This window comes from Burkholderia stagnalis (assembly GCF_902830275.1).
In the GTDB taxonomy this organism is placed as follows: Bacteria; Pseudomonadota; Gammaproteobacteria; order Burkholderiales; family Burkholderiaceae; genus Burkholderia; species Burkholderia stagnalis.
Genome location: NZ_CADESW010000039.1, coordinates 13,995 through 37,954, shown reverse-complemented (window position 1 = coordinate 37,954; position 23,960 = coordinate 13,995). Strand labels below are relative to the sequence as shown.

Below are 23,960 nucleotides of genomic sequence, written 5' to 3'. Positions count from 1 at the left end.
CTGCTCGGGTTGCGATCGCCTTCGACGTTCAGCGGCGCCAGCACCTCGCCGCAGAATTTCGCGGATTCGTCGAGCACGGCCTGCGCGGTGTCGAAACCCGCATCCTCGAAGCCCGGCAACTGCGCGACGGCGTCGATGCCGGCGAGTTCCTTCAGCACGAACAGCATGTCCTTGACGGGGGCGGTATAGCTCATGATCGATCTTCCAGTCTGGCGGGGATAGGGGTTCGCCATGCGGTCCGATACGGCAAAATCGGCCAGCCAACGGCGACGTCCGGCGAATCGTAACCCCCGGGAGCCGGATTTCCATTGTCATATCCGGCCCACCTACTGACAAAACCGGCCACGGGATGCAGGGCCGCCCGGCAGTCGTCTTCGTCGTCGCGGCAAGCGCATCCGGGCAAAGGGCCGGGTCGCGATGCCGCGTGCTCAGCCCGATTGCCCGTCGGGCCGGCGGGAAAAATAGTGCGCCGGCGAATCGCCGAGGGCCTTGCGGAACATCAAGATGAAGTTGCTGGGCGACGCATAGCCCAGCGCGTCCGACACCTCGGCGACCGGCCGGCCGCGCGCGAGCAGGTCGAGACCATGCGCGAGCCGCGCCTGCTGGCGCCACTGCGCGAAGCTCAGCCCCGTCTCGGCCACCATGAGCCGCCGCAGCGTCCGCGGCGACATCGCGCCGAACGCCGCCCACGCATCGAGCGTGCGCGGGCTGCCGGGTTCGTCGAGGACGGCCCGCGCCACGCGAGCCAGGCGCGGATCGTCCGGCATCGGCACATGCAGCGCCTCGTGCGGTGCGCGCCGGATCTCGTCGTGGATCACCGCGGCCATTCGTTCGTGCTCGGGTGCCAGCGCGGCCTGCTTGTCCCAGTCGATCGCGCGATACGCCAGCGCCCGCAGCACCTCGCTGACGCCGATCACGCACGGCCGGGCCGGCAAGCCCGCGCAGAACGCCGGCGCGGCCAGCAGCACCCAGCCGCTCAGCGCGCCGCTGACCCGCACCCGGTGCGGCGCGCCCGGCGGCACCCAGCCGGCGCGGCGCGGCGGCAGCAGCCACGCGCCGTGCGGCGTATGCACATGAATCAATCCTGCCTCCACGCAGAGCACCTGGCCGCGCGCATGCGTGTGCCAGTCGTACTCGCGCGTGCCGAGGCGAAAGGCGCTCGCCGGATCGTCGTTGCCGCGCAGCGCGATCAGCGCGGGGCCGTCCAGCCACTCGCTGAAATCGGGGGAGGTCGTCTCGGTCGCCGCGGCTTTTTTCATGTTGGCCAGTTTATGGCATTTGATGGCCAGATGCCGTTATCGTGCGTGACCGCGATCACGGAACACTGTGCGCCGGACAGCGCCATCCGGCGCGACTTTCGGAGACGTTTCCATGCAGTCAATCCATGTCGCCATCGTCGGCGCGGGCCTCGGCGGCCTGTGCCTCGCCCAGGCACTGAAACGCGCCGGCATCGCCTTCGACGTGTACGAGCGCGACCCCGCGCTCGACAGCCGCCGGCAGGGTTTCCGCATCCGCATCGACGCGACGGGCCAGCGTGCGCTGGCCGCCAGCCTGCCCGCCGGGCTCTACGCGCTGTTCCGCGCGGCGGCCTCTCGGCGCACGGCCGGCACACGCTTCCTGACGCCCCGGCTCACGCCCGCTGCCGGACGCGTGCCGGCCGGCTGGCAAGCGGATCCGCCCGCCTCGGAACCGGAAGACCCGGCCGACCTGAGCCTCGACCGGCTGACCCTGCGCGAGATCCTGATGGCGGGCATCGAGCACCATATCCATTTCGGCCACGCGATCGACCACTACCGGACGCTGCCCGATGGACGCGTGCAAGCGCGGTTCACGCACGGCGGCATCGTCGATTGCGACGTATTGGTGGGCGCGGACGGCGTCAACTCCGCGATACGGTCGCAGCTTGCCCCTGCCGCCGCACCGGACGACACCGGCAGCCTCTGCGTCTACGGCAAGACCCGGCTACAGCCCGGCGACGAAGCCATGCTGCGCGGCGGCACCAGCGTGGTGTTTGCGGACGGCTGCACCGCCGTCCTCGAGGACATGCGCTTCCAGGCCGAGCTGCCCGCGCGCGCGGCGAGCACCGTGCCGCATTGCCGGCTTTCGCAGCCGGACGACTACTTCTACTGGGCGCTGATCGGCCCGCGCAGCCGTTTCGGACTGGACGGCCCGTCCGCGGCCGCGCCCCGCTTGCCTGCCGCGCTCGAGCCGGTCGTGCGGCACTGGCACCCGGCCCTGCGGCGCCTGCTGTGCGACACGCCGCCGTCCGCCGTGGCTGCGCAGCCCGTTCGCCGCGGGCGACCCGACGTGCCGCTGCCTGCCGGGCCCGTCACGCTGCTCGGCGATGCGATTCATGCGATGAGCCCCGCGGGCGGCGCAGGCGCCAACACCGCGCTCAAAGGCGCCGGTGCGCTGGCCGCCCTGCTGGCCGAGCACGCGGAGAGCGGCGAAAGCGTCCGGCATGCCGTCGCCCGTTACGCGGAACAGATGCGCGCATGGGCCACCGACGCCGTGGCCGCATCGGAGCGCGCGGCGGCCCTGCTGTTTTCCCGATGAAAGCCCGCTTCCCTGCGCGATCCGACACCCGTTGCGTGCCGATCGGGAACGCGGCGAGCGGCCGCCGCGACGCTACGCGCTTCGCCGATAAGTACCGGGCGTGCTGCCCGTCCAGTGCCGGAACGCGCGATGAAACGCGCTCGGATCGTCGAAACCGAGGTCGGCGCCGATCGCCGCGATCGTGTCGTTCGTGTCGGTGAGCCGCTGGATCGCGATGTCGCGCCGCAGTTCGTCCTTCAGCACCTGGAACGTCGTGCCCTCGGCCGACAGGTGGCGGCTCAGCGTGCGCACCGAGCAGTGCAGGCTGTCGGCGGCCGCCTCGATCGTCGGCAGGCTCGGCAGTTCGCCCGACAGATACTGCCGCACGCGGTGGCACACGAGCTGTTCGCTGAACGATTCGAAGATCCAGTCGCCGGGCGCGCGCGCGAGGAATTTGCGCAGGTTGCGCTTGCTTTGCCGGATCGGCACGTCGAGATAATCGGCGCTGAAGCGCATCAGCGTGCGGCTGCTGTCGAACTGCACCGGCCCCGAGAAGAAGTAGAAGAGGTGATCGACCGCGTGACGCGGCCGCGGGCACGCGAACTCGACCTGCAGCAGCGGAATCGTCTGGCCGATCAGCCAGGAGCACACGCCGTGCACGAGCTTCAGCATCAGTTCCTGGCCGAGCGGGCCGATCGGGCCGAAGGCCGGGTTCGGCCGGATCACGACCTGGCCGACGAGGCCGTCGCGCTTCGAATCGACGAAGAAATCGTCGACGAGGATATGGAAGAACTGCCCGAAACGATGCAGCGCGGTTTCGAGGTTGCGCGCGTCCAGCAGGCTGAGGCACAGGAACTTCAGCGTGCCGCTGCGCAGCGGGCGCGAGAAGATGCCGGGCATCTCGTCGTCGAGATCGATCGCGAGCGTGCGGTACAGCGTCGAGAACTGCTCCTCGGTCACGCGCGCGTTCGGCTCGCCCTGCAGTTCGCTCGGAATGCCGGCCTGCCGCAGATACCGCTCGATCACGTCGCGCTGCACGCCCGCGCTCGCGAGAAAGCCGTTGACGAGCGAAATCGGCACCGTCGCGCTCGGCGAAGGCAGCGCACGGCCAGGCGGGGAAGAAAACGAATCGGTGCCGGTCATGGCGTAGCTGTCCAACGAATCGCTGGCATTGTACTTGACCGGCCGCGCGCGGGCCGCGCCGAGCCCGGGCCGCCCATCCGCGCGGGGCCGCCGGCGCGGCGCCGCCATCAGTCGAGGTGGCCGAGTTCCCGGCGCAGGATCTTGCCGACCGTCGATTTCGGCAGCTGCTCGACGAAACGGATGCGCTTGGGCACCTTGTACGCCGCGAGGCTCGCGCGGCAATGCGCGATCAGGTCCGCCTCGGCCACGAACGCGTCGCGCGCCACCACCACGAACAGCTTGACCGCCTCGCCCGTGCGCTCGTCCGGCACGCCGATGCACGCGCATTCGGCGACGCCCGGGAACGCGGTCGCGACCGCCTCCACCTCGTTCGGATAGACGTTGAAGCCCGACACGATGACCATGTCCTTCTTGCGGTCGACGATCCGCAGGAACCCCTTGTCGTCGAACACGCCGATGTCGCCGGTGCGGAAATAGCCGTCGGCGGTGAACGCGCGCGCGTTCGCGTCCGGCTGCTGCCAGTAGCCGGCCATCACCTGCGGCCCCTTCACGCAGATCTCGCCGGCTTCGCCGATGGCGACCTCGCGATCCTGGTCGTCGAGCAGCGCCACGTCGGTGGACGGCAGCGGCAGGCCCGTGGAGCCCGTGAACGCGTCGATGTAATGCGGGTTGAACGACACCACCGGCGACGTTTCCGACAGGCCGTAGCCTTCGCGGATGAAGGTGCCCGTCACCGCCTTCCAGCGCGACGAGATCACGTCGATCACCGCCGCGCCGCCGCCGGCCGCGAGCTTCAGGCGCGACCAGTCGACTTCCTTCAGGCGCGGATGGCCCGCGAGCCCCGCGTACAGCGTGTTGACGCCGACGAACACCGTCGGCCGCGCGGCCTTCAGCACGTCGATGAACCCATCGATCTCGCGCGGGTTCGCGACGAGCCAGTTTTCCGCGCCGATCGCGAAGTAGGACAGGAAGTTCACCGTCAGCGCGAAGATGTGATACAGCGGGATCGCGGTGACGACGACCTCTTCGCCCGGCTGCCGCGCGTCGGGCACGATCGCCGCGAACTGTTCGATGTTCGCGACGAGGTTGCGGTGCGACAGCGCGGCGCCCTTCGACAGCCCGGTGGTGCCGCCCGTGTACTGCAGCAGCAGCAGGTCGCTGCCGCTCGGCGCGACCGGTTCGAAGGCGAGCGTTTCGCCCGCGGCCAGCGCGTGAGCGAGCGCGATCGAGCCGGTCGGCAGCGCTTCGCACACGCCGGCCGGCGCGTCGAGCACGCCGAGATCGCCGCGGCCCACGCTCAGCACGCTGCGGATGCGCGTATTGCCGACCACGTCGGCGAACGTGCCCATCGACCCGCCGCACACCACGGCCACCTCGACGCCCGCGTCGTTGAGCTGGTGCTCGAGCTCGCGTGCCGTGTAGAGCGGGTTCACGTTGACCTGGATCGCGCCGATCTTCGCGACGGCGACGAACGCCACCGGAAACGCGAGCACGTTGGGCAGCATCACGGCCACGCGGTCGCCCTTCCGGACCCCGACGACCTGCTGCAGATAGGCGGCCAGCGCGGTCGACAGGCGGTCGACGTCCGCGTAGGTGAGCGTGCGCCCGTACGCGCGGAACGCCGGCTTGTCGGCGAACCGGCGCATCGCGTCGTCCAGCAGCGCATTGATCGAGGGAAGGCGATCGGCGTCGATCTCGGCGGGAATCGGGCCATACGACCCGAGCCAGTGTCTCTTCATGATGTAGGTATCCTTGTACGGCCGGCGCGCGTCGCCCGGGCGGGGAGGGCCGTCAGTCAAGCGCCGACTATCGCGCGCCGGCCGCGCTTTGCAAATGATCGGCGCGGCCGAATTGGTGATCGAAACGGACACGCGGGTCGTTCGCAAGGACTCGATCCGCTGCTCGCCGCCCCGACCTCGGAACGCGGCGCGCGCCCTGGAATCTTGCACACCTGCGATCCTGCGCGGTGGAGGAAGGGAGGGCCCGACTGACCACCGATGGTTCGGCGGCAAAGGAACGCGCGGTCCGACGCAGCGCCCAGTCGTCGGCGCAGGCCGCCGTACGCACGATCTCGCTCGACATGCTGCCGACCGGCGTCATCGACGTCCCTGCCCGGCCGGTATCGCGGCAACGCTGGCCTTTCCGAACGAAGTCGCGTAGCCTCCTCGCGATTCTTCACTACGAAGGTGCATCACCTCGATCTTCCTGCTCCATGCTGACGCTATACAAGTACGCGCTTGGCCCGATCTTGCTGGCCCAGGCAAGTTGGTTGCGCAGAACCGCGCTGCGCCTGCCCGAGGCCAACGGCCCCCGTCAAGGGAGCGAGGGCGCGGATGACGGTGCGACGGCGCCGCTGCGCATTCTGGTGGTCGGCGATTCTTCGGCGGCGGGCGTGGGCGTGGACGAGCAGGAACATGCACTGGCGCAGCCGGTTGCACAGCTCCTGGCATGCGCCACGGGCCGCCGGGTCGAATGGCAGCTGATCGCGAAGTCCGGCGTCAATACGGACGAGGCGTTGAAGCTGTCGATGTGCAGCACGATCGGGCCGGCCGATTACCTCGTCACGGCGCTCGGCACGAACGACGTCACGTCCCAGCGCAAGCCGGGGCAATTCATCCGCGACTATATCGCGCTCGCCGATCATCTCGGGCTGCGCACCGGCGCCGCCGGCATCGTCGTGACAGGACTGCCGCCGTTGCGCATCCTGCCGGCCGCGCCGCATCCGCTGCGGTGGTACCTCGGCCGCTACGCCATTCGACTCGATCGGGCTTTGCGGCGCTGGGTCGACCGCCATCCCGCGCGACGTTACGTGTCGCTCGAGTGGGCCGCGAATCCCGCCGAGATGGCAATCGACCGGTACCATCCCGGGCCGAATCAATATCGTCGATGGGCCGAACTCGTCACCGAGAAAATTCTGGCGTTGATCAGCGAGACGCGCCCGCCCGTACACGCGGGAAAGTAGTCGACATCGAGCCAAGCGGAGCGCCGGCGCCATGCGCGGCGGGCGGCCCGGCCCACGGGCGGCGGCCGCGCTCAGGGTGAACCCTGTGGCGATCCGGCGCATTCGAGGGCAGAATCGCGTACCCGGAATCGGTATCGAATCGGACTCAGGACTCACTCATGCTGCGCGATGCGCCGTTGAAACCGGCCAGGACACGCCCTCCCGGCGATCGGTCGCCCGACGCCGCGCTACCCGCCATGCTGCGCGAGAAGTGCTTCTCGCCGTCCAAGCTCGCCGTCCTGCTGCAGGTCGCGTCGGACCTGGGGCTCGACGCCGGTGCGGTGCTGGCGGGGACGGATCTCGATCCCGCCGCCGTCGTCGATCCGTTCACGCTCACGTCGTCGCAGCAGTTCCTGACCGCCGCGAGCAACGCGATCCGCGCATACGGCAAACCGGATCTCGGCGTGCGGGTCGGGCATCGGCTGCACGCGTCGAGCTACGGGATGTACGGCTACGCGATGCTGTGCTCGGAATCGATGGCCCACGCGTTCGACTCGGCCGTCAAATACCACCAGATCGCGAACCGCATGCTCGAGATCCGGTGGGTCGTGCAGGACGACACGGTGTCGTGGCTGTTTCCCGATCCGGAAACCATGCCGCTGACCTGTCTCGACGAGCCGCTGTACCGCTTCCTGATCGACATGCAGTTCGCGCTGCACGTGACGATCATCAAGGACGTGATGGGCGCGTGGTGCGTGCCGGCGCGCGCGCAGTTCACGCAGCCGGAGCCGCCGCACGCAGCCATGCTGTCCGACGCGCTCGAATGCCCGCTCGCGTTCGACCAGCCGCGCAACGTGCTCAGCTACCCGGCCGCCTGGCTCACGCGCGCGCCGCAGCTCGCGAACCCGATCACCGCCGCGCAGGTGTCGTCGCACTGCGCGCGCCTGCTCGATGAACTGCGCACCCAGTCGGGCGTCACGCGCCGCGTCTACCAGGAGCTGACGCGCCTGCCGGGGCAGTTCCCGGACCTCGACGCGATCGCACAGACGCTGTGCATCACCGCGCGCACGCTGCGCCGCAAGCTCGAGGCCGAAGGCACGTCATACAGCGAACTGCTGACGAGCGTGCGCAAGGCGCTGGCGATCGACTACCTGAGCACGACCACGCTCAGCACCGAGGACATCGCGGCGACGCTCGGCTTCAGCGACGCGGTAGGGTTCCGGCACGCGTTCAAGCGCTGGACCGGCAAAACGCCGAGCGACGTGCGGCGCAAACGGAGCGCGTAAGCGGCGCCGCGCAGGGGTCTCAGTGCGCGCCGCCGGAACGGCTCGCCGCCTCGTTCGCGCTGCTTGCGACCGGCAGCGCAAACTCGAACACCGCCCCCCGTCCCGCCCGGTCGACCAGCCGGATCCGGCTGTCGTGCAGCATCAGCATCCGGTGCACGATCAACAGCCCGAGCCCGCCGTTCACCGTCGCGCCGCCCGCGCTCATCGGCCGCTGCGGGCGCTGGAACAGGCCTTCGCGCTGCGCCGGCGGAATCCCCGGGCCCGTATCCGACACCGTCACCTCCACCTTGCCGTCGCGCGGCGCCAGCGCGACCTCGATCTCGCCCTGTTCGGGCGTGTACCGCAACGCGTTGTCCAGCAGGTTGGTCAGCACGCGCTCGATCATGCCGAGATCCGCCGACACGTTCGGCACGCGCGGCGGGATCCGCGCATGCAGCGTGATATGCCGCGCCTTCGCGGCCAGCTCGAACTTCTGGAACACGTCCTGCACGAGATCGACGAGCGAGAAATCCTCGTGCACCGGCTGCACGCCGCCCGATTCGAGCCGCGCAAGCTCGAACAGCGCCTGCGCGAGCCGGCCGACCTTCGCGCTCTGCGCGAGCGCGATCGACAGGTAGCGCCGGCGCTCCGCCTCATCGAGCGTGCCCGCCTTCAGCGACAGCGTTTCCAGGTAGCCGTGCAGCGACGTGAGCGGCGTGCGCAGGTCGTGCGAGATGTTCGCGATCAGCTCGCGGCGCTGCTGGTCCTGGTGCGTGAGCGCGCGCCATTGCTCGCCGATCCGGTCGGCCATCTGCGCATACGCCGATTCGAGCACCGCGATGTCGTCGCCGCGCCGGCCGGGCGGCGGGCGCGGCACGCGCGGCTGCGTGTCGGGCTCGCCGTGCGCGTCGAAGCGGCGCATCGCCTCCGTCAGCCGGCGCAGCGGGCGCGTGATGAAGCTGAACGCCGTGAGCCCCGCCAGCAGCCCGAGCAGCGCGACGAGCGCCATCGACCAAAGCGTGGTGCGCAGCACGTTGCCGGCGTCGAAGCGCGCCGCGAGCCGGTCGTGCGCCTCGCCGAGCAGCACCACGTAGATGTAGCCCGACGGCGGCTGCCCGTCGCGGCGCAGCGGCGCGACGCTGAAGATCTTGCGCCCGCCGGCGCTGCGCGGATCGTCGCCGAGGATCGGCAGCGGCTCGCCCGCGAGGAAGCGCTGCACCGGCGCGAGATCGACGCGGTCGCGCTTCACGTGCCCGGGCGGCGCGTCGTCGCCCTTGATCCGCCCCGCGCCGTCGAGCAGATACACCTCGACGCTCGGGTTCACGCCCATCAGCTGGCCGAACAGCGTGCGCACCGCGTCCGGGCGCAGCCCGTTCGCATCCATCAGCGGCGTGATGTTCGCGATGTGCGCGGCCAGCTCGCGCGACAGGCCCTGCACGACTTCCATCTCGCGCATGTCGTTCGCGCGGATCTGCAGCCACGCCGACGCGCCGGAGCACGCGAGCAGCAGCACCGAGAACACGAGCGACAGCCGTTGCGTGAGCGTGAGCTTCATGACGCGTCCCGCTGGTCCGGCGCGGCGAGCTTGTAGCCGCGCCCCCACACGGTGAGGATCCGCACGGGCTCGGCCGGGTCGGCCTCGATCTTCGCGCGCAGCCGGTTGATGTGGGTGTTGACCGTGTGCTCGTAGCCTTCGTGCTGGTAGCCCCACACGGCGTTCAGCAGGTCCATCCGCGAGAACACCTTGCCCGGATGCCGCGCGAAGAAATACAGCAGGTCGAATTCGCGCGGCGTCAGCTCGATGCGCGCGCCGTCCACGCTCGCCTCGCGCGCGATCGGGTCGATCGACAGCCCGGCGACGTCGAGCGTGCCGGCGTCGATCCGCGAATCGCGCGCGAGCGCGTCGACGCGGCGCAGCAGCGCCTTGACCCGCGCGACCAGTTCGAGCACCGAGAACGGCTTGGCCAGGTAGTCGTCCGCGCCGAGTTCGAGGCCGAGGATCCGGTGCACCTCGCTCGAACGCGCGCTGGTGATGATGATCGGCGTGTAGCGCTGCATGGCGCGCGCGCGCCGGCAGATCTCGAGCCCGTCGACGCCGGGCAGCATCAGGTCGAGGATCAGCGCGTCCCAGTTGCCCTGCTCGAGCAGGCGCAGGCCCTCGGCGCCGTCGGCGCTGTGCACGACTTCATAGCGCTCGTCGCGCAGGTGCAGGCTCAGCACGTCGGCGATGTCGGCGTCGTCCTCGACGATCAGGATGCGTTTCGGGTGGTCCATGGCGGGTCGGCGGCGTCGTGCGGCGCATCGGGGTCGGATGGCGACGGAATGCCGCCTTGCCGCCATTGTGCAAAATTTCAGGGCGGCAAGGGTTCACAAATAATTTAACTCTGGATGACGTGCGTGCCGGGAGCCAACGCCGGCAAGGCTTTTCGCGCCTGTCTTTGACATGCGGCTTTCATCATCCGGGGCCGAACGCCAGGGAAACGCCAAAAACCCGGTGACCGCGGGCGGCCCTCCGAGGCCGGCCTCCGCCTGTCGGCGGCCGGCCTCGCCTCCTCAACGCGACAAGGCAGCCGTTGAATAGCCTGAACGCATCCTGGCATCGGCCGGCCGGATCGGCCGCCGTCGCGCGGCGGCGCAGTGACGCATGCGTCGCCCCTGCCCTATGCCGCCTCGAACATCCCGCGTATCAGCAACGGAAGCGGGGTGTCGACGAAGTCCGGCGCGCCCGGCCGATCGACGATCACATCGAACGCGCTGCGCGCGGAAGCCACGGTCGATTCGAACCGGACCACCGGTAAAACGCCCGTCATCGACGTCACGATCGGCCGTATCCGGTTCCAGGCCCAATCGATGTCGGCGCACGCGATCGGGCGACCGTCCCAATATCGCGCCCTGTCGGTCAATTCGAAGCGGATGACGCGCCCCGCCGCGTCGGCGCGCCATTCAACGAAGCCGTCGTCGCCGTACTTCGACGCATAGATGCCGGAGGCCAGCGCTTGGAGATTCCACCGGTAATCGACCGCGACCTGATAGCCGGCCGCCTGCGCTGGCCGGCCCGGCCGATTCGAAACCGCGTCGCCACGCTGGAACCCCAACGCGCGGGCCGTGCCGACCGCGCCGATTGCGCCGATCGCACCGGAAATCCGCAGCGCGCGATGGATGAAAATTCGCCGCCTCATCATCGTTTACCTCGCATGGACTGCCGAATGGAAACACGCGACGAAGCGCCTACGAACGCTTCGTTCCCGCACGCGCGCGATGCACCAGCGCGGCCTCGTCGACCAGCAGCGGCCCGACGATTTGCGCGTCATGAGGCGACGCGGCGAAGACCTGCCGGGGAGACAGTTCCACGTCCGTTGCGTTCGCCGTCTCTCCGTGAAGCCGCCTCAGGCTCACGGCATCGATGCCGTAGACGATGCGCCGGATGCCCGACCAATAGATCGCGCCGCTGCACATCACGCACGGCTCCGCCGACGCATAGATGGTCGCCTTGCGCAATTCCGCGGGGCTGAACTTCGCTGAAGCGATACGCACCGCGACGAGTTCCGCATGCGCGGTACAGTCTCCCGTCTCGCCCACCCGGTTGCCGGCTTCGACCAGCACGGCGCCCGAAGGCGACGCGACCACGGCGCCGAAAGGCGCGTTGCCCCGCTGCGCGGCGTGCGTCGCGACGACGAACGAACGGCGCAAATGCGCGAGATCGGCATCGCCCGGATCAGCCGGCCCGGAATGCGGCGGCGTCGGCGGCAATACTTGCGTCATCGGCTCTCTCCTGGTTCCCATAAGCGCTACAAGCGGTTTTCGATCGAATCCACGAACCATTCGAGGCTCGTCGAATTCGCGGACAGCATCGGCAATCCCAGCCTCTGCTCGACGGCGCTCACGGCATCGAGCGACGGAAATCCACTGCCCGGAACCACGATCGCATCCACCGCATGGCGATGCGGCACGAGCGCCTGCTCCGCTTGCGCAACGATGTCGGCCGCGGCGACGTCCCACACCGCACCGCGATCGAAGCGATCCTGTCGCGGCACGTCGTTCCAGCGCGACGGCAGCCGAAACGGAATGCGCACGGCCACCGCGAGATCGTGCCGGGAGAAATACGACACGAACGCGTCGACGGTTTCGTCGGAATACCAAGGCGGAATCAGCAACGCGGGGGCACGCGCGCGGCGCTTCAGCAGGCCGCGCACCAGCGCCTGCGCGGACGTCGTCGCGACGGCGCACCCGATGCGCGCCGTCGCGTCGCGAATGAACGCCGCATCGAATCGGCCGTCCGAGAACACGCTCGCGCTGGTGAAGCACAAACAGGCGGCATCCACGCGAATCCGTCTCAGCGTATCCAGTGCGACGCCCAGCCCGGCGCGGTCGACGAGTTCGTCGACGCTGGAGCCCAGATAGATCTGGCCCGGCTGTCGCGGCAGCGCGAAGCGCACGGTATGAATCGACAGCCGGCCGGCGGCCTGTCGCCAGATTTCCATCTCGGGAACCGGATCGTTGTCGACGACCACGATGCCCAGGCGCGGCAGATGGGAGTGGAATCCGGTGTGCGCGACGCGCGGCGCCGGCAGGCCGCTCATGAGGCTTCCTGTGGCGCCGGAGCCGATCGGTCGCGGATCGCCACCCCGGCGCCCAGGATCGCGAAAAACGCGGTCAGCGCGAAGGCTGCGGCATACGCATGCGCCGGCTCGCCGATTCCCAGCGTGATGACCAGCAGCGCGAGTGCGATCGATCCGCTGCCGTACTGCGCGGTGACCATCAGCGAACTCGCGGCGCCCTGCTGCTGCTCCGTGATGCCCCTGATGCCGACGACGAATTTCGACGTGTAGATGATGCCGTGCCCCAGGCCGCTCACCAGCAGCCCCGGAAAGACGTCGAGCCAGTAATCGCGGTAGCCGATCCGCAGCGCGAGATACAGAAGCCCGGCCGCGCCCAGCACGAAGCCGAACGCGAGTACCCGGCCGGCCGCATACCGGCGCAGGATGCGCTCGGCCAGCATGTTGCCGAGAATGATCGTGATCGACAGCGGCAGGAACAGCAGGCCGGTGGTCCATACGTCGTAGCCGTAGAGCTTCTGCAGCAACAGCGTAATGAGAAAGAACTCCGAGCCGACGCTCGCCATGTAAAGCGCGCTCGCCGCGCAGCCGAGCTTCAGCGACCGGATCGCGCGGAGGTCGCGTTGAATCAGCGGCAACGGCAGCTTCGCCTCGGCGATCGCGAAGATCGCCAGCAGCACGACGGACGCCGTGAATACGATGCGGGTCCACGGGTGCGTCCAGCCGTATTCCGCCTGCAGCGTCAGCCAGAGCACGAAGCTGAGCACGGCGACCGTTCCGAAGAGCGACGCGAGCAGTGGAATCCGGGCCGCGTCCGGCGCGGCCGTGTTCCGGGCGAAATACCTCTGGCCAAGCAGCAGGCAGGCGAGCGCGACCGGGCCGTTGATGACGAAGATGAGCCGCCACGACACCAGCGCGAGCAGGCCGCCGAGCACCACGCCCGCGACCAGGCCGGATGCGCCGACCGCCCCCCAGATCGACAGCGCCCTCGCGCGCTCGCGGCCTTCCGGGAAATTGCCGGCGATCAGCGCAATGATCGCCGGCTGCAGGATGGCCGCGCTGACGCCCTGAATCGCGCGCGCCAGCAGCAGGAACGTCCCGTCCGGCGCGATGCCGCCCAACAGCGAGGCCGCGCCGAAGATCGCGATCGAAACGGCGAACGCGCTGGCCGGACCATACCGGTCGCAGATCCGGCCGCCGACCAGCAGGAAGCCGGCGAACAGCAGGCCGTACGACGACACGATCCATTGCGACACGCTGTCGTCGATATGCAACCCGTTCGCTATTTCAGGCAGCGCGACGTAAATGATCGAGTAGTCGAGCGCGATCATGAATTGCGCGAACGAAAGCACGGATAGCGTGACCGTGCGACCGCGATTCGGAAAGACGTCGGCTACAGTTTCGCTGCTCATCGTGTCAGTGCTCCGAAAGTTGGATAGGGGACAGCCACCGGGCGGTTCGGCTGCGCAGGGCCGCCCAGTCGGCCACGGGCTCGGGAAAACCTTTGCCCGCGAAGTCGGCGCGACTCGAGACGCCCCAGCCCACGCCGATTGCGTCGATGCCGGCCGCGCGGGCCATCAACAGGTCGTCCGTGCTGTCGCCGATCACGAGCGCATCCCGGGGCGCGACCTGCAAGCTCGACGCGGCCAGCAGCGCGAGATCCGGCGCAGGCTTGCCGTGCTCGACCGCGTCGTGACCGAAGACGCCATCGAACAGTTCGCGCAGGCGCGTCGCGGCCAGGATGTCTTCCGCGCTGACCTGGATCTTGCTCGTGACGGCGGCGATCTTGACGCCGGAGCGCTTCAACGTCTCGATGAACGGGCGCGCTTCGGGAAACGGCAGGCGCTCGGCGAATGTTTCGGACTCCCGCTTGAAGATCGACCGGTACTCGCCCATGCAGGTTTCGATCAACGCGGCATCCGATGCCGAAAGCAATTGCGAGAACGCCTGCTGCAACGGGATGCCGATCGTGCGCCTCGCCCGATCGGCGTCGAACGCCACCCCATGGCGCTTCAGAACGGATTCGAATACGCGAACGATCAGCGCCGGCGTATCGAGCAGCGTACCGTCCAGATCGAACAACACGGCTGCATCACGCATGATCGACACGGCTTCGAGCCAGCACACCGGCGAATTCGGCGGCAACGCGCGCGGTGGACAGCAGCACCGCCCGGTTGATGAGATTGCTTTTGCCATCGGTCGCGGCGGCGATGATCTTCAGGATCGCCGGCGTGACGGCTTGCCCGGTAATGCCTTGCGCCTTGCACTGGGCGATGGCGTCCCGAATCAATGGATCGAGGATCGCGTTGTCGATCGAGAATTCCTTTTCGATCGGATGCGTGATGAGCACCGCGCCCGCGCCGTCGAGCGCCCAGTGAGTGCGAACGAGCGAGGCGATATCGGACAGCTCGTCCAGTCGAACCGGCACCGTCTGGGTCGTGCTTTGCGTGTAATAGCCGGGAAAATCGCTCCATCGATACCCCACGACAGGGATGCCCAGCGTTTCCAGAACCTCCAGCGTCAACGCCGGATCCAGCATCGATTTGGCGCCCGCGCATACGACTGCGACCCGCGTGCGCGCGAATTGAATCAGATCGGGCGATATGTCGAAGGTCTGCTGCGCCTCGTAGTGGACGCCGCCGATGCCGGCGACCGAGAACGTCTCGATGCCGACCTGCGCGCAGGCCACCAGGCTGGAGGATACGGTGGTCCCGGCGGATTCCCGCGCGGCGAGCACGTACGCCAGATCGCGCGTGCTCGCCTTGCCCCTGACCTTGCCGGACGCGAGCTCGTCGAGTTCGGCATCGTTGACGCCGATCAGCAGGCGTCCCTTGAGTATCGCGATTCTCGCCGGCACGGCCCCCGCGTCGCGCAATACCTGCTCGGCCGCCTTGGCGGTGTCGTAATTGAATGGCCGGCTGCCGCCGGTGACGACGGACGATTCGAGGCCGACGATCGGGCGGCGCTCATGCAGCGCGTCTTGCACTTCTTCCGATATCGCGTAGAAATGCGGCAATTGCTTAGCCATTGAGCGCGCTCCGTTCAGAGGTTGCGGAAATCGAGGGGGGCAAATGCGCCGCGCCACGCGGCCGACGGCGAGGATCGGCGCACACATGGCCGTTTTCCGGCGCCATCCGCGGGTGCGCTGCACGCACGAGATCGATGAGTTCGGCCGCGTTCGCGGGCTCGACGGTCCGCGGCGGCTCGAGAAAGATCATGCTCGTGCCGGCTGCTTCGTCATACGGCTGATGGATCGAATCGTTCCGTCCGTCGAATTCCAGCGGCGTGGCCTTGTACAGGCTGCACAGCAGCTTGTTGAACACCGGGGCGACCTTGATCCATTTATCGTCGAGCCAGACTTCCGCGAACCAGTGCAGGAACACCGCGCCCCCCATCAGTTCGATGATTCCCGGGCTCGCGAAATGATTGATCACCTTCGCGGCCTTGAGCCGGGCGGGGATGTGCAGGAGCCGCGCCGCGCTGACGAAGGCAATCGACTTGTGAAGACAGAATCCCCTGCCTGCGCGCACGATGCTGCTCGACGCGAGCCCGGCGGACGACAGCGGCGTATCGAAGATCTCATAGCTGATCTTGTCTCGCACGTGGTAATAGACGTCGATCAACCGGTCGCGACGGTCCGCCGCCCGCTTGCCGATCCTTTCGTCGATGTACTGCCTGAAATAGGCGTGCTTGTAATCGAATACCTCGTTGTCTTCGAGGAAACGAAGCGCGTCGAAGGAACGAGTCGTTGAGCTGCTCATGAGGACTCCCGGAAGACTGATTGACTTGACCGGCGCCGCCACCCGGCACGAACCGGCTCGCGAGCGGCCGTTCGCGCGGCAACGCAGGTGCGTTCCATATGTAGCCCTGGAAACTAGAGACCCAGCGCGACGGCGATCCGGTTGCGCTGAATTTCATTGGTCCCGGAATAGATCGGGCCGGCGAGCGTATCGGCGATCGCCTCCCCGGCGCCGGCATCCTGCAAATATCCGGCGCCGCCGCGCACGTGCAGGGCCGCGATCGCATTGTCGATCGCATAGTCGCTCGCGACGATCTTCGCCGCCGCCACCTCGATCGTCGCATCCTGCTTGCTGTCCAGCTTGGCCGCCGCCTGGTAGAGCAGCGCGCGAGCCGTCTCGTAGCCGATTCGCATGTCGGCAATCTTGTGCGCGATGGCCTGGTTGCTGGCGATGCGCGCACCGAATTGCCGGCGCGTCTTCGCGAATTCGATGGTCTCCTCGAGACGACGCAGCGACTCCCCGATCGAAATGACGAAGCACAGCAGGATTTCCTTCTTCATCACCTTGTCGAGAATATGGAATCCGCCGCCGTCGCCGCCGATCAGATTGGCCTTCGGCACCCGGCAATCGCGCAACGTGAGCGTGCCGTTGAGCGAGCCGTGCAGGCCCACCTTGGCCAGCGCCGAGCCGCGCTGCACGCCCGGCGTGCCGGTTTCCACGACGAACGCGCTCAGCGAACTCAAGCGGCTCGCCGAAGGGCGCTTCGCGTAGACGACGATCAGATCGGCCAGCGGCCCGTTCGTCACGAACGTCTTTTCGCCGTTGATCACGACGTCGTCTCCGTCGTCGACCGCCGTGGTCTGCATCGCGAATACGTCCGAGCCGGCCGTTTCCTCGCTGATCGCATGCGCGCCGATCAACTCGCCCGACGCCAGGCCATCCAGATATCTGGCCTTGGCCTGCGGCGTGCCCCAGGTATGAATGGGAATCAGCGAGCTGGCCAACTGCGTGGCGACCGAAAAATTCAACCCCGCATCGACGGACAAATAGCCGATACGCTCCACGCTGCGCATGAGCGAACTCTGGTTGGCGGAACAACCGCCGAGGGCGGCGGGCAACACCGATCGGAACACCTTCGCGTTCGAAATGGCGAACCATTTTTCCCACGCGAATTCCGGCGTTGCCGTCTGCAGCGGCGCGCGTTGCCGCAGCAATGGCGCGTTGTCGTCCAGCTTGCGCAATATCGCGTCGCCGAAGGCGCTGGCGTCGCTGGCGTCGTTCAATGAGTGCATGGTCAGGTGACTCGGCTCGATCGATTGAAATTCTCAGTATTGAGAAAATCCGCTCTCATCCAGTTGATGCTTCTCGTTACCGGTCAATGGCGGGTTGAACACGCTGATGAGCACGAGATCGTCGCTGTCGTCGGCCACCAGATGGTGTGCATCGTGCTGATTGAGCACGTAAAGCGTTCCCGGCGTGATCGCGAGCTTGACGGTGCCGTCCCGGCTGATCACCTTGCCGGAGCCCGACAGGCAATAGCAGGCCTCCAGATGCCGGCGGTACTGAATCTTCGAATCCGTGCCGCGATAGACGACCGTGTGGCACACCGTGAATCCCATCTCGTCGGATTGCGTGAGCATCCGGCGGCTCTGGCCGTTCCCCCACTCCACCGCGGGCGTATCCTGAATGTCGCGTAAAAACATGTCTGACTCCTTGTTTGACGTTGTTCAAGCAATGTTTTCGCTTTTCCGGGAATGGACGGCGATGAATTCCGTCACCTTCCTGACGCTTCCGAACGATTCCGGCGTCAGGCTCAAGTCGTCTACCGGAATATCGAATTTCTCCCCGATCCACGACACGAATTGCAGCAGCTCCAGACTGCTGATTACGCCGTTTTCCAGCAGGTCGTAATCGACGTCGAGCTCGTCGGGAGCGATGTCCGGCGAAAATTTTTCGCAAATGAAGGACTTGATGGTGGATTCGGTTGTCATGTCAGTTACCCAAATTGGCCAAGATCGACTTCCTGTCGAATTTCCCGTTGCTTCCTCTCGGCAGTTCATGCCGGGCAATCCAGATCTCCCGTGGAATCGACGTACGCGGCAGGCGGGTCGCGCAATGCTTGCGCAGTTCGAGCGACGAGCACGTCCACCGGTTTTTCAGGTTGACGACGGCAACGAGCCTGGCTTCGTCCGTTTGAGGCGCCTTCACCAGCACCACCGCCGCGTCCACGGCCGGGTGATCGGCCAGGATCGATTCCACTTCCTGCGTGTTGATTCGCACGCCGTGAATCTTGATCTGATGGTCGATCCGTCCGAGCAATTCGAGCGTGCCGTCCGGGTGACGCACCACCAGATCGCCGCTGCGAAAATAGACCTTGCCATCCGCACGCAGGACGAAGCGCTCGTCCGTCAATCGCGCGTCGCTGTAGCCGATCGATTGAAACGGGGTATTGACCAGCAACTCACCTTGATGCGGCGTGTCGCTCGATGAACCGGACGTATCGATCTCGAACGTCGTGCCCGCTATCGCCGCCCCCAGCGGGATGTAGTCGCGGCCGCTCGCGGATAACCGGGGTATGTCGACAACCTCGACGAAGCTGTCGTTGGTTTCGGTGCACCCGTAGACATTCAGCAACCTCGCATTGGGGAAATGCGTTGCGATACGGGCCACCTGGGCCGGCGAGAATTTTTCTCCGGTGAAGATCGCGGTGCCGACCTTGTCGAACGGAGGATCCGGTTCGCGATCCTGGCCGAGCAGCAATTGATAGAGATGCCCGACGCCTTGCAGCAAGTCGACGTGCTGCTCCCGGACCAGGGCGCGCAGATAGCCGTCCCTGGACAACTGATGCGCATCGGGGAGCACCACGGCTCCGCCGGCCGCGAGCACGCCCCATAGTTCGAGCAGGCTCAGGTCGAAATTGAGCGGCGCGAAGCTGAGCGAGCGCGTGAACGGGCCAAGCTTCAGATAGCTCCGCGCCCAATCGGCGAAATGGGCGATCGCGGCGGCGGTGAGATTGACGATCTTCGGCGCGCCGGTGGTTCCCGATGTGGCGAGTTGCAAGCCGGACGCGCCGGCCGTCACCCGATCGGGAGGCGGCGAATGCGCATCGGCATCCGCATGCGCCGGTCGATCGACCGGTATTGCGCCGGTGGCCTGGATCACCCTGTCGACGTAATCGCTGCTCCAGTTTGGCGACGCGATGAATACGGGGTATCCGAGCATCCATGCGGCCAATATAAAGCCCAAATTGGCGGGCGTCTTTTCGCCGTCGACGAAAATCAACGAACCACCGGGCAACCGGGTCGATTCGACAAGGCGAACGCCGGCATCGAAGTGATCGAGAAACGTTTTCCGGACGATCCACTCGCCCGCATGCCAGAGGATCGGTGCGCCCGGTTCCGCATGCAAGTGTCGAATAATCGACTCCGCAATTGTCGAGCGCGCGCCATCCAGTCGGCCATCCGAAGATGACGAGATTATTTCGCTCATGAATCAATCCTGTGTCTCCATATCGCGCTGCGATACGGAGTGATCGAGAGATGTACTGCCCGGCGAATCAGGATGCCTGGAACCGCGAAATCGACGCAAGCGCCGTTCGTCCGCGCGGTATCGTGTCTCGCGATAGCGGCAAACCTGGGTCCGGATCAGGCAAATAGAGGGTTTCCGTAATACGACTGTCGCAGGTGGAATGCGCGAGCCACGACTGCCACAGCGTTTCAAGATGCAACCACGCCGTCCGCAGCGCGAGCATGCGGAACGGGAAGCGCGAATCGATCCTTGCGTTCACGCGATTACGGAAGAAATCTTCGATCATCACCCGCCCTCGAATTTCACGTTCTGATTAATATTTTTATAAAACTTTCTCTCAGGTCGACTTCATGGAACCGGATCACCGATTCCATATATCAATCAAATATCATGCATGAAATTACGTCATGAAATATTGCTTTTCATCGCCCGTTCTGATGAAAATTCATAATTCAGCAAAATCAAATAATCATCCGCTTTGCTTATTCAAATCATTCGCCGACTCGATACTCAGATTGATACTAGAAAATCAATCGGATCTTTTCAAAGAATATTTATGCATATGCATACAACGAATTCTTGATCTGACGTGTTGACGCTCATCCGAAATCGGCCCGGTCATTCCGCGTCCGCGACCACGGGCGTGCCCTCCCGCCGAACGTGGATTCCAGGTTGCAGGACCAGACCAGACCGAGCTTCCCGATATTGCCGGCGTCGATCTGCTTGAGGCGGGAAAAGCGCGTTTCCGCATAGTCCAGCCCGTAACTGGACCAGCCCCTGGTCGCGCGCGCGTTGTCACGGATGCTCTGCGCGTCGACGCGCGCCGTGACGACGCAGATATGCCCGGGCGGGCCCTCGTATTGGACTCGCCCGGCATCCTGGGTGACGGGCCGCTGTCGTGCGCGACGCTCGCCCCGTTGCTCCGGCTATCGGCTCGCTATTGCAAGCTCATCACGCCGATTTCAGCCGCGCGTTTCGCCGGATTCACGGGATCAGTCCATCGGACTATCGAGACGGCGCCGAAGCAAACCGGTCGTGCGGGAGGGGCGCGAGCATGCGCCCTCGTCGATTGAAATGCGCATCCGCCCGCAACGCATCAGGCGATGCGTTGCGGGCGGATGGCGTATTGAGGCCAGGCAGCGCGTGCGCGCCGCCGCGCTCAGGCTTTCAGCACCCCGAAGATCTCGCTCAGCATCGACTTCGCGTCGCCGAACAACATGCGGTTGTTGTCCTTGTAGAACAGCGGGTTGTCGACGCCCGCATAGCCCGAGGCCATGCTGCGCTTCATCACGATCGAGGTCTTCGCCTTCCACACTTCCAGCACCGGCATGCCGGCGATCGGGCTCGCCGGGTCGTCCTGCGCCGCCGGGTTCACGATGTCGTTCGCGCCGATCACCATCGACACGTCGGCCTCGGGGAAGTCGCCGTTGATCTCGTCCATTTCGAGCACGATGTCGTACGGCACCTTGGCTTCGGCCAGCAGCACGTTCATGTGGCCCGGCATGCGGCCTGCCACCGGGTGAATCGCGAAGCGCACGTCGACGCCCTTTTCGCGCAGCAGCTTCGTGAGCTCGAACACCGTGTGCTGGGCTTGCGCCACCGCCATCCCGTAGCCGGGCACGATGATCACGCGCTTCGCTTCGCGCAGCAGTTCGGCCGTTTCCGCGGCGCTCACCGCCACCGCTTCGCCGGCCGGCTGCGCACCGCCGCCGGCTGCCGCGGGCGCGCCCGCGCCGCTGCCGAAGCCGCCGGCGATCACGCTGATGAAGTTGCGGTTCATCGCGCGGCACATGATGTACGACAGGATCGCACCCGACGAGCCCACCAGCGCGCCGATCACGATCAACAGGTCGTTGCCGAGCATGAAGCCCGTGGCCGCCGCCGCCCAGCCCGAGTAGCTGTTGAGCATCGACACCACGACGGGCATGTCGGCGCCGCCGATGGCCATCACCATGTGCACGCCGAACAGCAGCGAGATCACCGTCATCACGACGAGCGGCGTCATGCCGTCCTGAATGCTTTCCGCATGCAGGAACGTGCGGCCATAGGCGATCACCACCAGCAGCGCGGCCAGGTTGAGCCAGTGCCGCGCCGGCAGCAGCAGCGGCTTGCCGCCGATCTTGCCCGACAGCTTGCCGAACGCGACGACCGAGCCCGCGAAGGTCACCGCGCCGATCAGGATGCCGACGTAGATCTCGACTTCGTGGATGGCCTTCTCGGCGCCGGTGAACTGCACCGACGTATCGATGTAGCTGGCGAAGCCCACCAGGCAGGCCGCGAGGCCGACCAGGCTGTGCATCAGCGCCACCAGCTCGGGCATCTGCGTCATCTGCACCTTCTTCGCGGCGATGAGGCCGACGGCACCGCCGACGGCCAGCGCAGCGACGACGTACGGAATGCCCTCGGCCGACACGCGCGGGCCGAGCACGGTGGCGAGCACGGCGATCAGCATGCCGATCATGCCGAGCAGGTTGCCCCGCCGCGCGGTCTCGGGATTGGCCAGCCCGCCGAGGCTGAGGATGAAGAGAATGGCCGCGCCGATGTAGGAGACGGTAGTCAGGTTGGAACTCATTGTTGTCGCCCCCTTATTTGCGGAACATCGCCAGCATGCGCCGCGTCACCGCGAAACCGCCGAACATGTTGACGGCCGTGAGCGTCAGCGCGCCCACCGCCAGGCCCAGGATCAGCCCCGACGGCCGGTCGCCCGCGCCGCCCGCCAGTTCGCCCAGCGGCGGCGCGACCTGCACCAGCGCGCCGATGGCGATGATCGACGAGATCGCGTTGGTCACGCTCATCAGCGGCGTGTGCAGCGACGGCGTGACGTTCCAGATCACCATGTAGCCGACGAAGCAGGCCAGCACGAACACCGTGAAGTGCGACAGGAAGCTGGACGGCGCGTACTGGCCGACCAGCAGGAAAGCCAGCGCGCCGATCGCGAACACGATCGCGAGCGCCTTGGCCGACATCGGCTCGCCGCTGTGGCCGTGGCCCTTGGACTTCGCGGGCGCGGCCGCTGCGGGCGCGGCCTGGGGTTTCGGCGCGACGGCCGCCTGCTTGATCGGCGGCGGCGGCCACGTGACGTTGCCTTCCTTGATGACGGTGAGGCCGCGGATCGCATCGTCGTCGAAGTCGACGTTGATCGTGCCGTCCTTGCCCTTGCACAGCTCCTCGACCACGCGCAGCAGGTTGGTCGCATAGAGCGTGGACGACTGCCGCGACAGGCGCGACGCGAGATCGGTATAGCCGACGATGGTCACGCCGTGGCGCACCACCGCCTCGCCGGGCACCGTGAACTCGCAGTTGCCGCCTTGCTCGGCCGCCATGTCGACGATCACGCTGCCGGGCTTCATCGACTGCACCATCTCGGCCGTGATCAGCTTCGGCGCCGGCTTGCCCGGAATCAGCGCGGTGGTGATGATGATGTCGGCGTCCCTGGCCTGCTGCGCGTACATCGCGCGCTGCGCCTGCTGGAAGCCCTCGCTCATCACCTTGGCGTAGCCGCCGCCGCCCGAGCCTTCTTCCTCGTAGTCGACCTTGACGAACTCGCCGCCCAGCGACTTGACCTGGTCGGCCACCTCGGCGCGCGTGTCGTTGGCGCGCACGATCGCGCCGAGACTCGCAGCCGTGCCGATCGCGGCCAGCCCCGCCACGCCGGCCCCGGCGATGAAGACCTTGGCGGGCGGTACCTTGCCGGCGGCGGTGACCTGGCCGTTCAGGAAGCGGCCGAACGCATGCGCGGCCTCGATCACCGCGCGGTAGCCGCTGATGCCGGCCATCGACGTGAGCGCGTCCATCTTCTGTGCACGCGAAAGCGTGCGCGGCAGCGAATCGATCGCCAGCACCGTGGCCCGCCTGGCGGCCAGCTGCTGCATCAGTTCGGGATTCTGCGCCGGCCAGACGAAGCCGATCAGCGTACCGCCGTCGCGCAGCAGCGCCACTTCCTCGCTGCTCGGGGGGCGCACCTTGAACACGATGTCGCTGCCGGACCAGAGCTCGGCCGCGGTTGCGACGACGGTTGCACCGGCCGCGCGGTAAGCGTCGTCGTCAAAGTTCGCGCCGGCACCGGCGCCGCTTTGCACGGCCACCGAAAACCCCAGCTTGATCAGTTTCTCGACCACCTCGGGCACGGTCGCCACGCGCCGCTCCCCGGTGGTTGTCTCCAGAGGAATTCCAATCCGTAATGTCATATTGAGAATTATTCGTAATGGCCATCGCCAGGATTTCGGGAACGTTCGTCAAGCTACACGATTCA

The 23,960-nt window shown here is 66.8% G+C and carries 25 protein-coding genes; 4 read left to right on the top strand and 21 right to left on the bottom strand.

The genetic code is table 11. From position 1 onward, the window contains the following. A partial coding sequence (locus tag HWY45_RS35275) for an acyl-CoA dehydrogenase N-terminal domain-containing protein (RefSeq protein ID WP_176118448.1) occupies window positions 1-194 on the bottom strand: 194 nt, incomplete at its 3' end. 234 nt (window positions 195-428) lie between these two features. Continuing rightward, window positions 429-1,259, bottom strand: a complete 831-nt coding sequence (locus HWY45_RS35270) for an AraC family transcriptional regulator (protein WP_059880329.1) — start codon at window positions 1,257-1,259, stop codon at window positions 429-431. A gap of 112 nt (window positions 1,260-1,371) precedes the next feature. Between HWY45_RS35270 and HWY45_RS35265 the strand changes: the two genes are divergently transcribed. Then, on the top strand, window positions 1,372-2,556 hold the full coding sequence (locus HWY45_RS35265) for an FAD-dependent oxidoreductase (RefSeq protein WP_059880326.1): 1,185 nt from the start codon (window positions 1,372-1,374) through the stop codon (window positions 2,554-2,556). Between the two features lie 72 nt (window positions 2,557-2,628). On the opposite strand, the gene HWY45_RS35260 is transcribed toward HWY45_RS35265, so the two are convergent. Both HWY45_RS35260 and HWY45_RS35255 read right to left on the bottom strand, forming a co-directional pair. Then, the gene (locus tag HWY45_RS35260; protein WP_059880323.1) at window positions 2,629-3,786 is read right to left on the bottom strand and encodes an AraC family transcriptional regulator; all 1,158 of its coding nucleotides are present in this window, start codon (window positions 3,784-3,786) and stop codon (window positions 2,629-2,631) included. Then, a complete protein-coding gene (locus HWY45_RS35255; RefSeq protein ID WP_059558929.1) occupies window positions 3,786-5,420 on the bottom strand; it encodes an AMP-binding protein in 1,635 nt (544 codons plus the stop codon). Before HWY45_RS35255 ends, HWY45_RS35260 begins: the two co-directional genes overlap by 1 nt. A gap of 470 nt (window positions 5,421-5,890) precedes the next feature. Here HWY45_RS35255 and HWY45_RS35250 point away from each other — a divergent pair, with 470 nt between their 5' ends. After that, the gene (locus HWY45_RS35250) at window positions 5,891-6,640 is read left to right on the top strand and encodes an SGNH/GDSL hydrolase family protein (RefSeq protein ID WP_059880320.1); all 750 of its coding nucleotides are present in this window, start codon (window positions 5,891-5,893) and stop codon (window positions 6,638-6,640) included. A 158-nt stretch (window positions 6,641-6,798) separates the two neighbouring features. Next, window positions 6,799-7,905: an AraC family transcriptional regulator gene (locus tag HWY45_RS35245; RefSeq protein WP_059880318.1), complete on the top strand. Its 1,107-nt coding sequence runs from the start codon at window positions 6,799-6,801 to the stop codon at window positions 7,903-7,905. Between the two features lie 19 nt (window positions 7,906-7,924). Here the strand turns inward: HWY45_RS35245 and HWY45_RS35240 are convergent, their stop codons facing one another. The 10 genes from HWY45_RS35240 to HWY45_RS35195 all read right to left on the bottom strand — a co-directional run bounded on the left by HWY45_RS35240 (window position 7,925) and on the right by HWY45_RS35195 (window position 17,313). Beyond that, window positions 7,925-9,439, bottom strand: coding sequence for a sensor histidine kinase (locus HWY45_RS35240; RefSeq protein ID WP_059880315.1), 1,515 nt, complete (start codon window positions 9,437-9,439; stop codon window positions 7,925-7,927). Next, on the bottom strand, window positions 9,436-10,158 hold the full coding sequence (locus HWY45_RS35235) for a response regulator transcription factor (RefSeq protein ID WP_059802688.1): 723 nt from the start codon (window positions 10,156-10,158) through the stop codon (window positions 9,436-9,438). Before HWY45_RS35235 ends, HWY45_RS35240 begins: the two co-directional genes overlap by 4 nt. A 386-nt stretch (window positions 10,159-10,544) precedes the next feature. Beyond that, complete coding sequence (locus HWY45_RS35230) at window positions 10,545-11,063, bottom strand: hypothetical protein (protein WP_150999279.1); 519 nt, start codon at window positions 11,061-11,063, stop codon at window positions 10,545-10,547. A gap of 49 nt (window positions 11,064-11,112) precedes the next feature. Next, window positions 11,113-11,646, bottom strand: a complete 534-nt coding sequence (locus HWY45_RS35225; RefSeq protein WP_081068406.1) for a nucleoside deaminase — start codon at window positions 11,644-11,646, stop codon at window positions 11,113-11,115. A 26-nt stretch (window positions 11,647-11,672) separates the two neighbouring features. After that, window positions 11,673-12,464: an aspartate racemase/maleate isomerase family protein gene (locus HWY45_RS35220; protein ID WP_059802684.1), complete on the bottom strand. Its 792-nt coding sequence runs from the start codon at window positions 12,462-12,464 to the stop codon at window positions 11,673-11,675. Continuing rightward, on the bottom strand, window positions 12,461-13,852 hold the full coding sequence (locus HWY45_RS35215) for an MFS transporter (protein ID WP_059558734.1): 1,392 nt from the start codon (window positions 13,850-13,852) through the stop codon (window positions 12,461-12,463). The genes HWY45_RS35220 and HWY45_RS35215 overlap by 4 nt, the downstream gene beginning before the upstream one ends. Before the next feature lie 4 nt (window positions 13,853-13,856). Further along, window positions 13,857-14,567, bottom strand: a complete 711-nt coding sequence (locus tag HWY45_RS35210) for an HAD family hydrolase (RefSeq protein WP_170304062.1) — start codon at window positions 14,565-14,567, stop codon at window positions 13,857-13,859. Next, entirely contained in the window at window positions 14,533-15,468 is a 936-nt protein-coding gene (locus HWY45_RS35205; RefSeq protein ID WP_059558740.1) for a pseudouridine-5'-phosphate glycosidase, read from the bottom strand. Before HWY45_RS35205 ends, HWY45_RS35210 begins: the two co-directional genes overlap by 35 nt. After that, on the bottom strand, window positions 15,461-16,201 hold the full coding sequence (locus HWY45_RS35200; RefSeq protein WP_059880308.1) for a transglutaminase-like domain-containing protein: 741 nt from the start codon (window positions 16,199-16,201) through the stop codon (window positions 15,461-15,463). The genes HWY45_RS35205 and HWY45_RS35200 overlap by 8 nt, the downstream gene beginning before the upstream one ends. A gap of 113 nt (window positions 16,202-16,314) precedes the next feature. Continuing rightward, window positions 16,315-17,313, bottom strand: a complete 999-nt coding sequence (locus HWY45_RS35195; protein WP_230946975.1) for an acyl-CoA dehydrogenase family protein — start codon at window positions 17,311-17,313, stop codon at window positions 16,315-16,317. A gap of 13 nt (window positions 17,314-17,326) precedes the next feature. Here HWY45_RS35195 and HWY45_RS37060 point away from each other — a divergent pair, with 13 nt between their 5' ends. Beyond that, window positions 17,327-17,482, top strand: a complete 156-nt coding sequence (locus HWY45_RS37060; RefSeq protein ID WP_230946974.1) for a hypothetical protein — start codon at window positions 17,327-17,329, stop codon at window positions 17,480-17,482. A gap of 23 nt (window positions 17,483-17,505) precedes the next feature. On the opposite strand, the gene HWY45_RS35190 is transcribed toward HWY45_RS37060, so the two are convergent. The 7 genes from HWY45_RS35190 to HWY45_RS35165 all read right to left on the bottom strand — a co-directional run bounded on the left by HWY45_RS35190 (window position 17,506) and on the right by HWY45_RS35165 (window position 23,895). Continuing rightward, on the bottom strand, window positions 17,506-17,883 hold the full coding sequence (locus tag HWY45_RS35190; protein ID WP_059558752.1) for an ectoine synthase: 378 nt from the start codon (window positions 17,881-17,883) through the stop codon (window positions 17,506-17,508). A 24-nt stretch (window positions 17,884-17,907) separates the two neighbouring features. After that, a complete protein-coding gene (locus HWY45_RS35185; RefSeq protein ID WP_059558755.1) occupies window positions 17,908-18,171 on the bottom strand; it encodes an acyl carrier protein in 264 nt (87 codons plus the stop codon). Window position 18,172: 1 nt separating this feature from the next. Beyond that, window positions 18,173-19,669: an AMP-binding protein gene (locus HWY45_RS35180; RefSeq protein WP_081069712.1), complete on the bottom strand. Its 1,497-nt coding sequence runs from the start codon at window positions 19,667-19,669 to the stop codon at window positions 18,173-18,175. A gap of 67 nt (window positions 19,670-19,736) precedes the next feature. Beyond that, window positions 19,737-19,994 (bottom strand): hypothetical protein, encoded by a 258-nt coding sequence (locus HWY45_RS35175; protein ID WP_150999277.1) that lies wholly within the window; start codon window positions 19,992-19,994, stop codon window positions 19,737-19,739. 313 nt (window positions 19,995-20,307) lie between these two features. Further along, window positions 20,308-20,466 (bottom strand): hypothetical protein, encoded by a 159-nt coding sequence (locus HWY45_RS37575; protein ID WP_439647584.1) that lies wholly within the window; start codon window positions 20,464-20,466, stop codon window positions 20,308-20,310. A gap of 401 nt (window positions 20,467-20,867) precedes the next feature. Further along, on the bottom strand, window positions 20,868-22,280 hold the full coding sequence (gene pntB / locus HWY45_RS35170) for a Re/Si-specific NAD(P)(+) transhydrogenase subunit beta (RefSeq protein WP_059802673.1): 1,413 nt from the start codon (window positions 22,278-22,280) through the stop codon (window positions 20,868-20,870). 13 nt (window positions 22,281-22,293) lie between these two features. After that, a complete protein-coding gene (locus tag HWY45_RS35165) occupies window positions 22,294-23,895 on the bottom strand; it encodes a Re/Si-specific NAD(P)(+) transhydrogenase subunit alpha (protein WP_059880297.1) in 1,602 nt (533 codons plus the stop codon). Window positions 23,896-23,960: the final 65 nt, after the last annotated feature.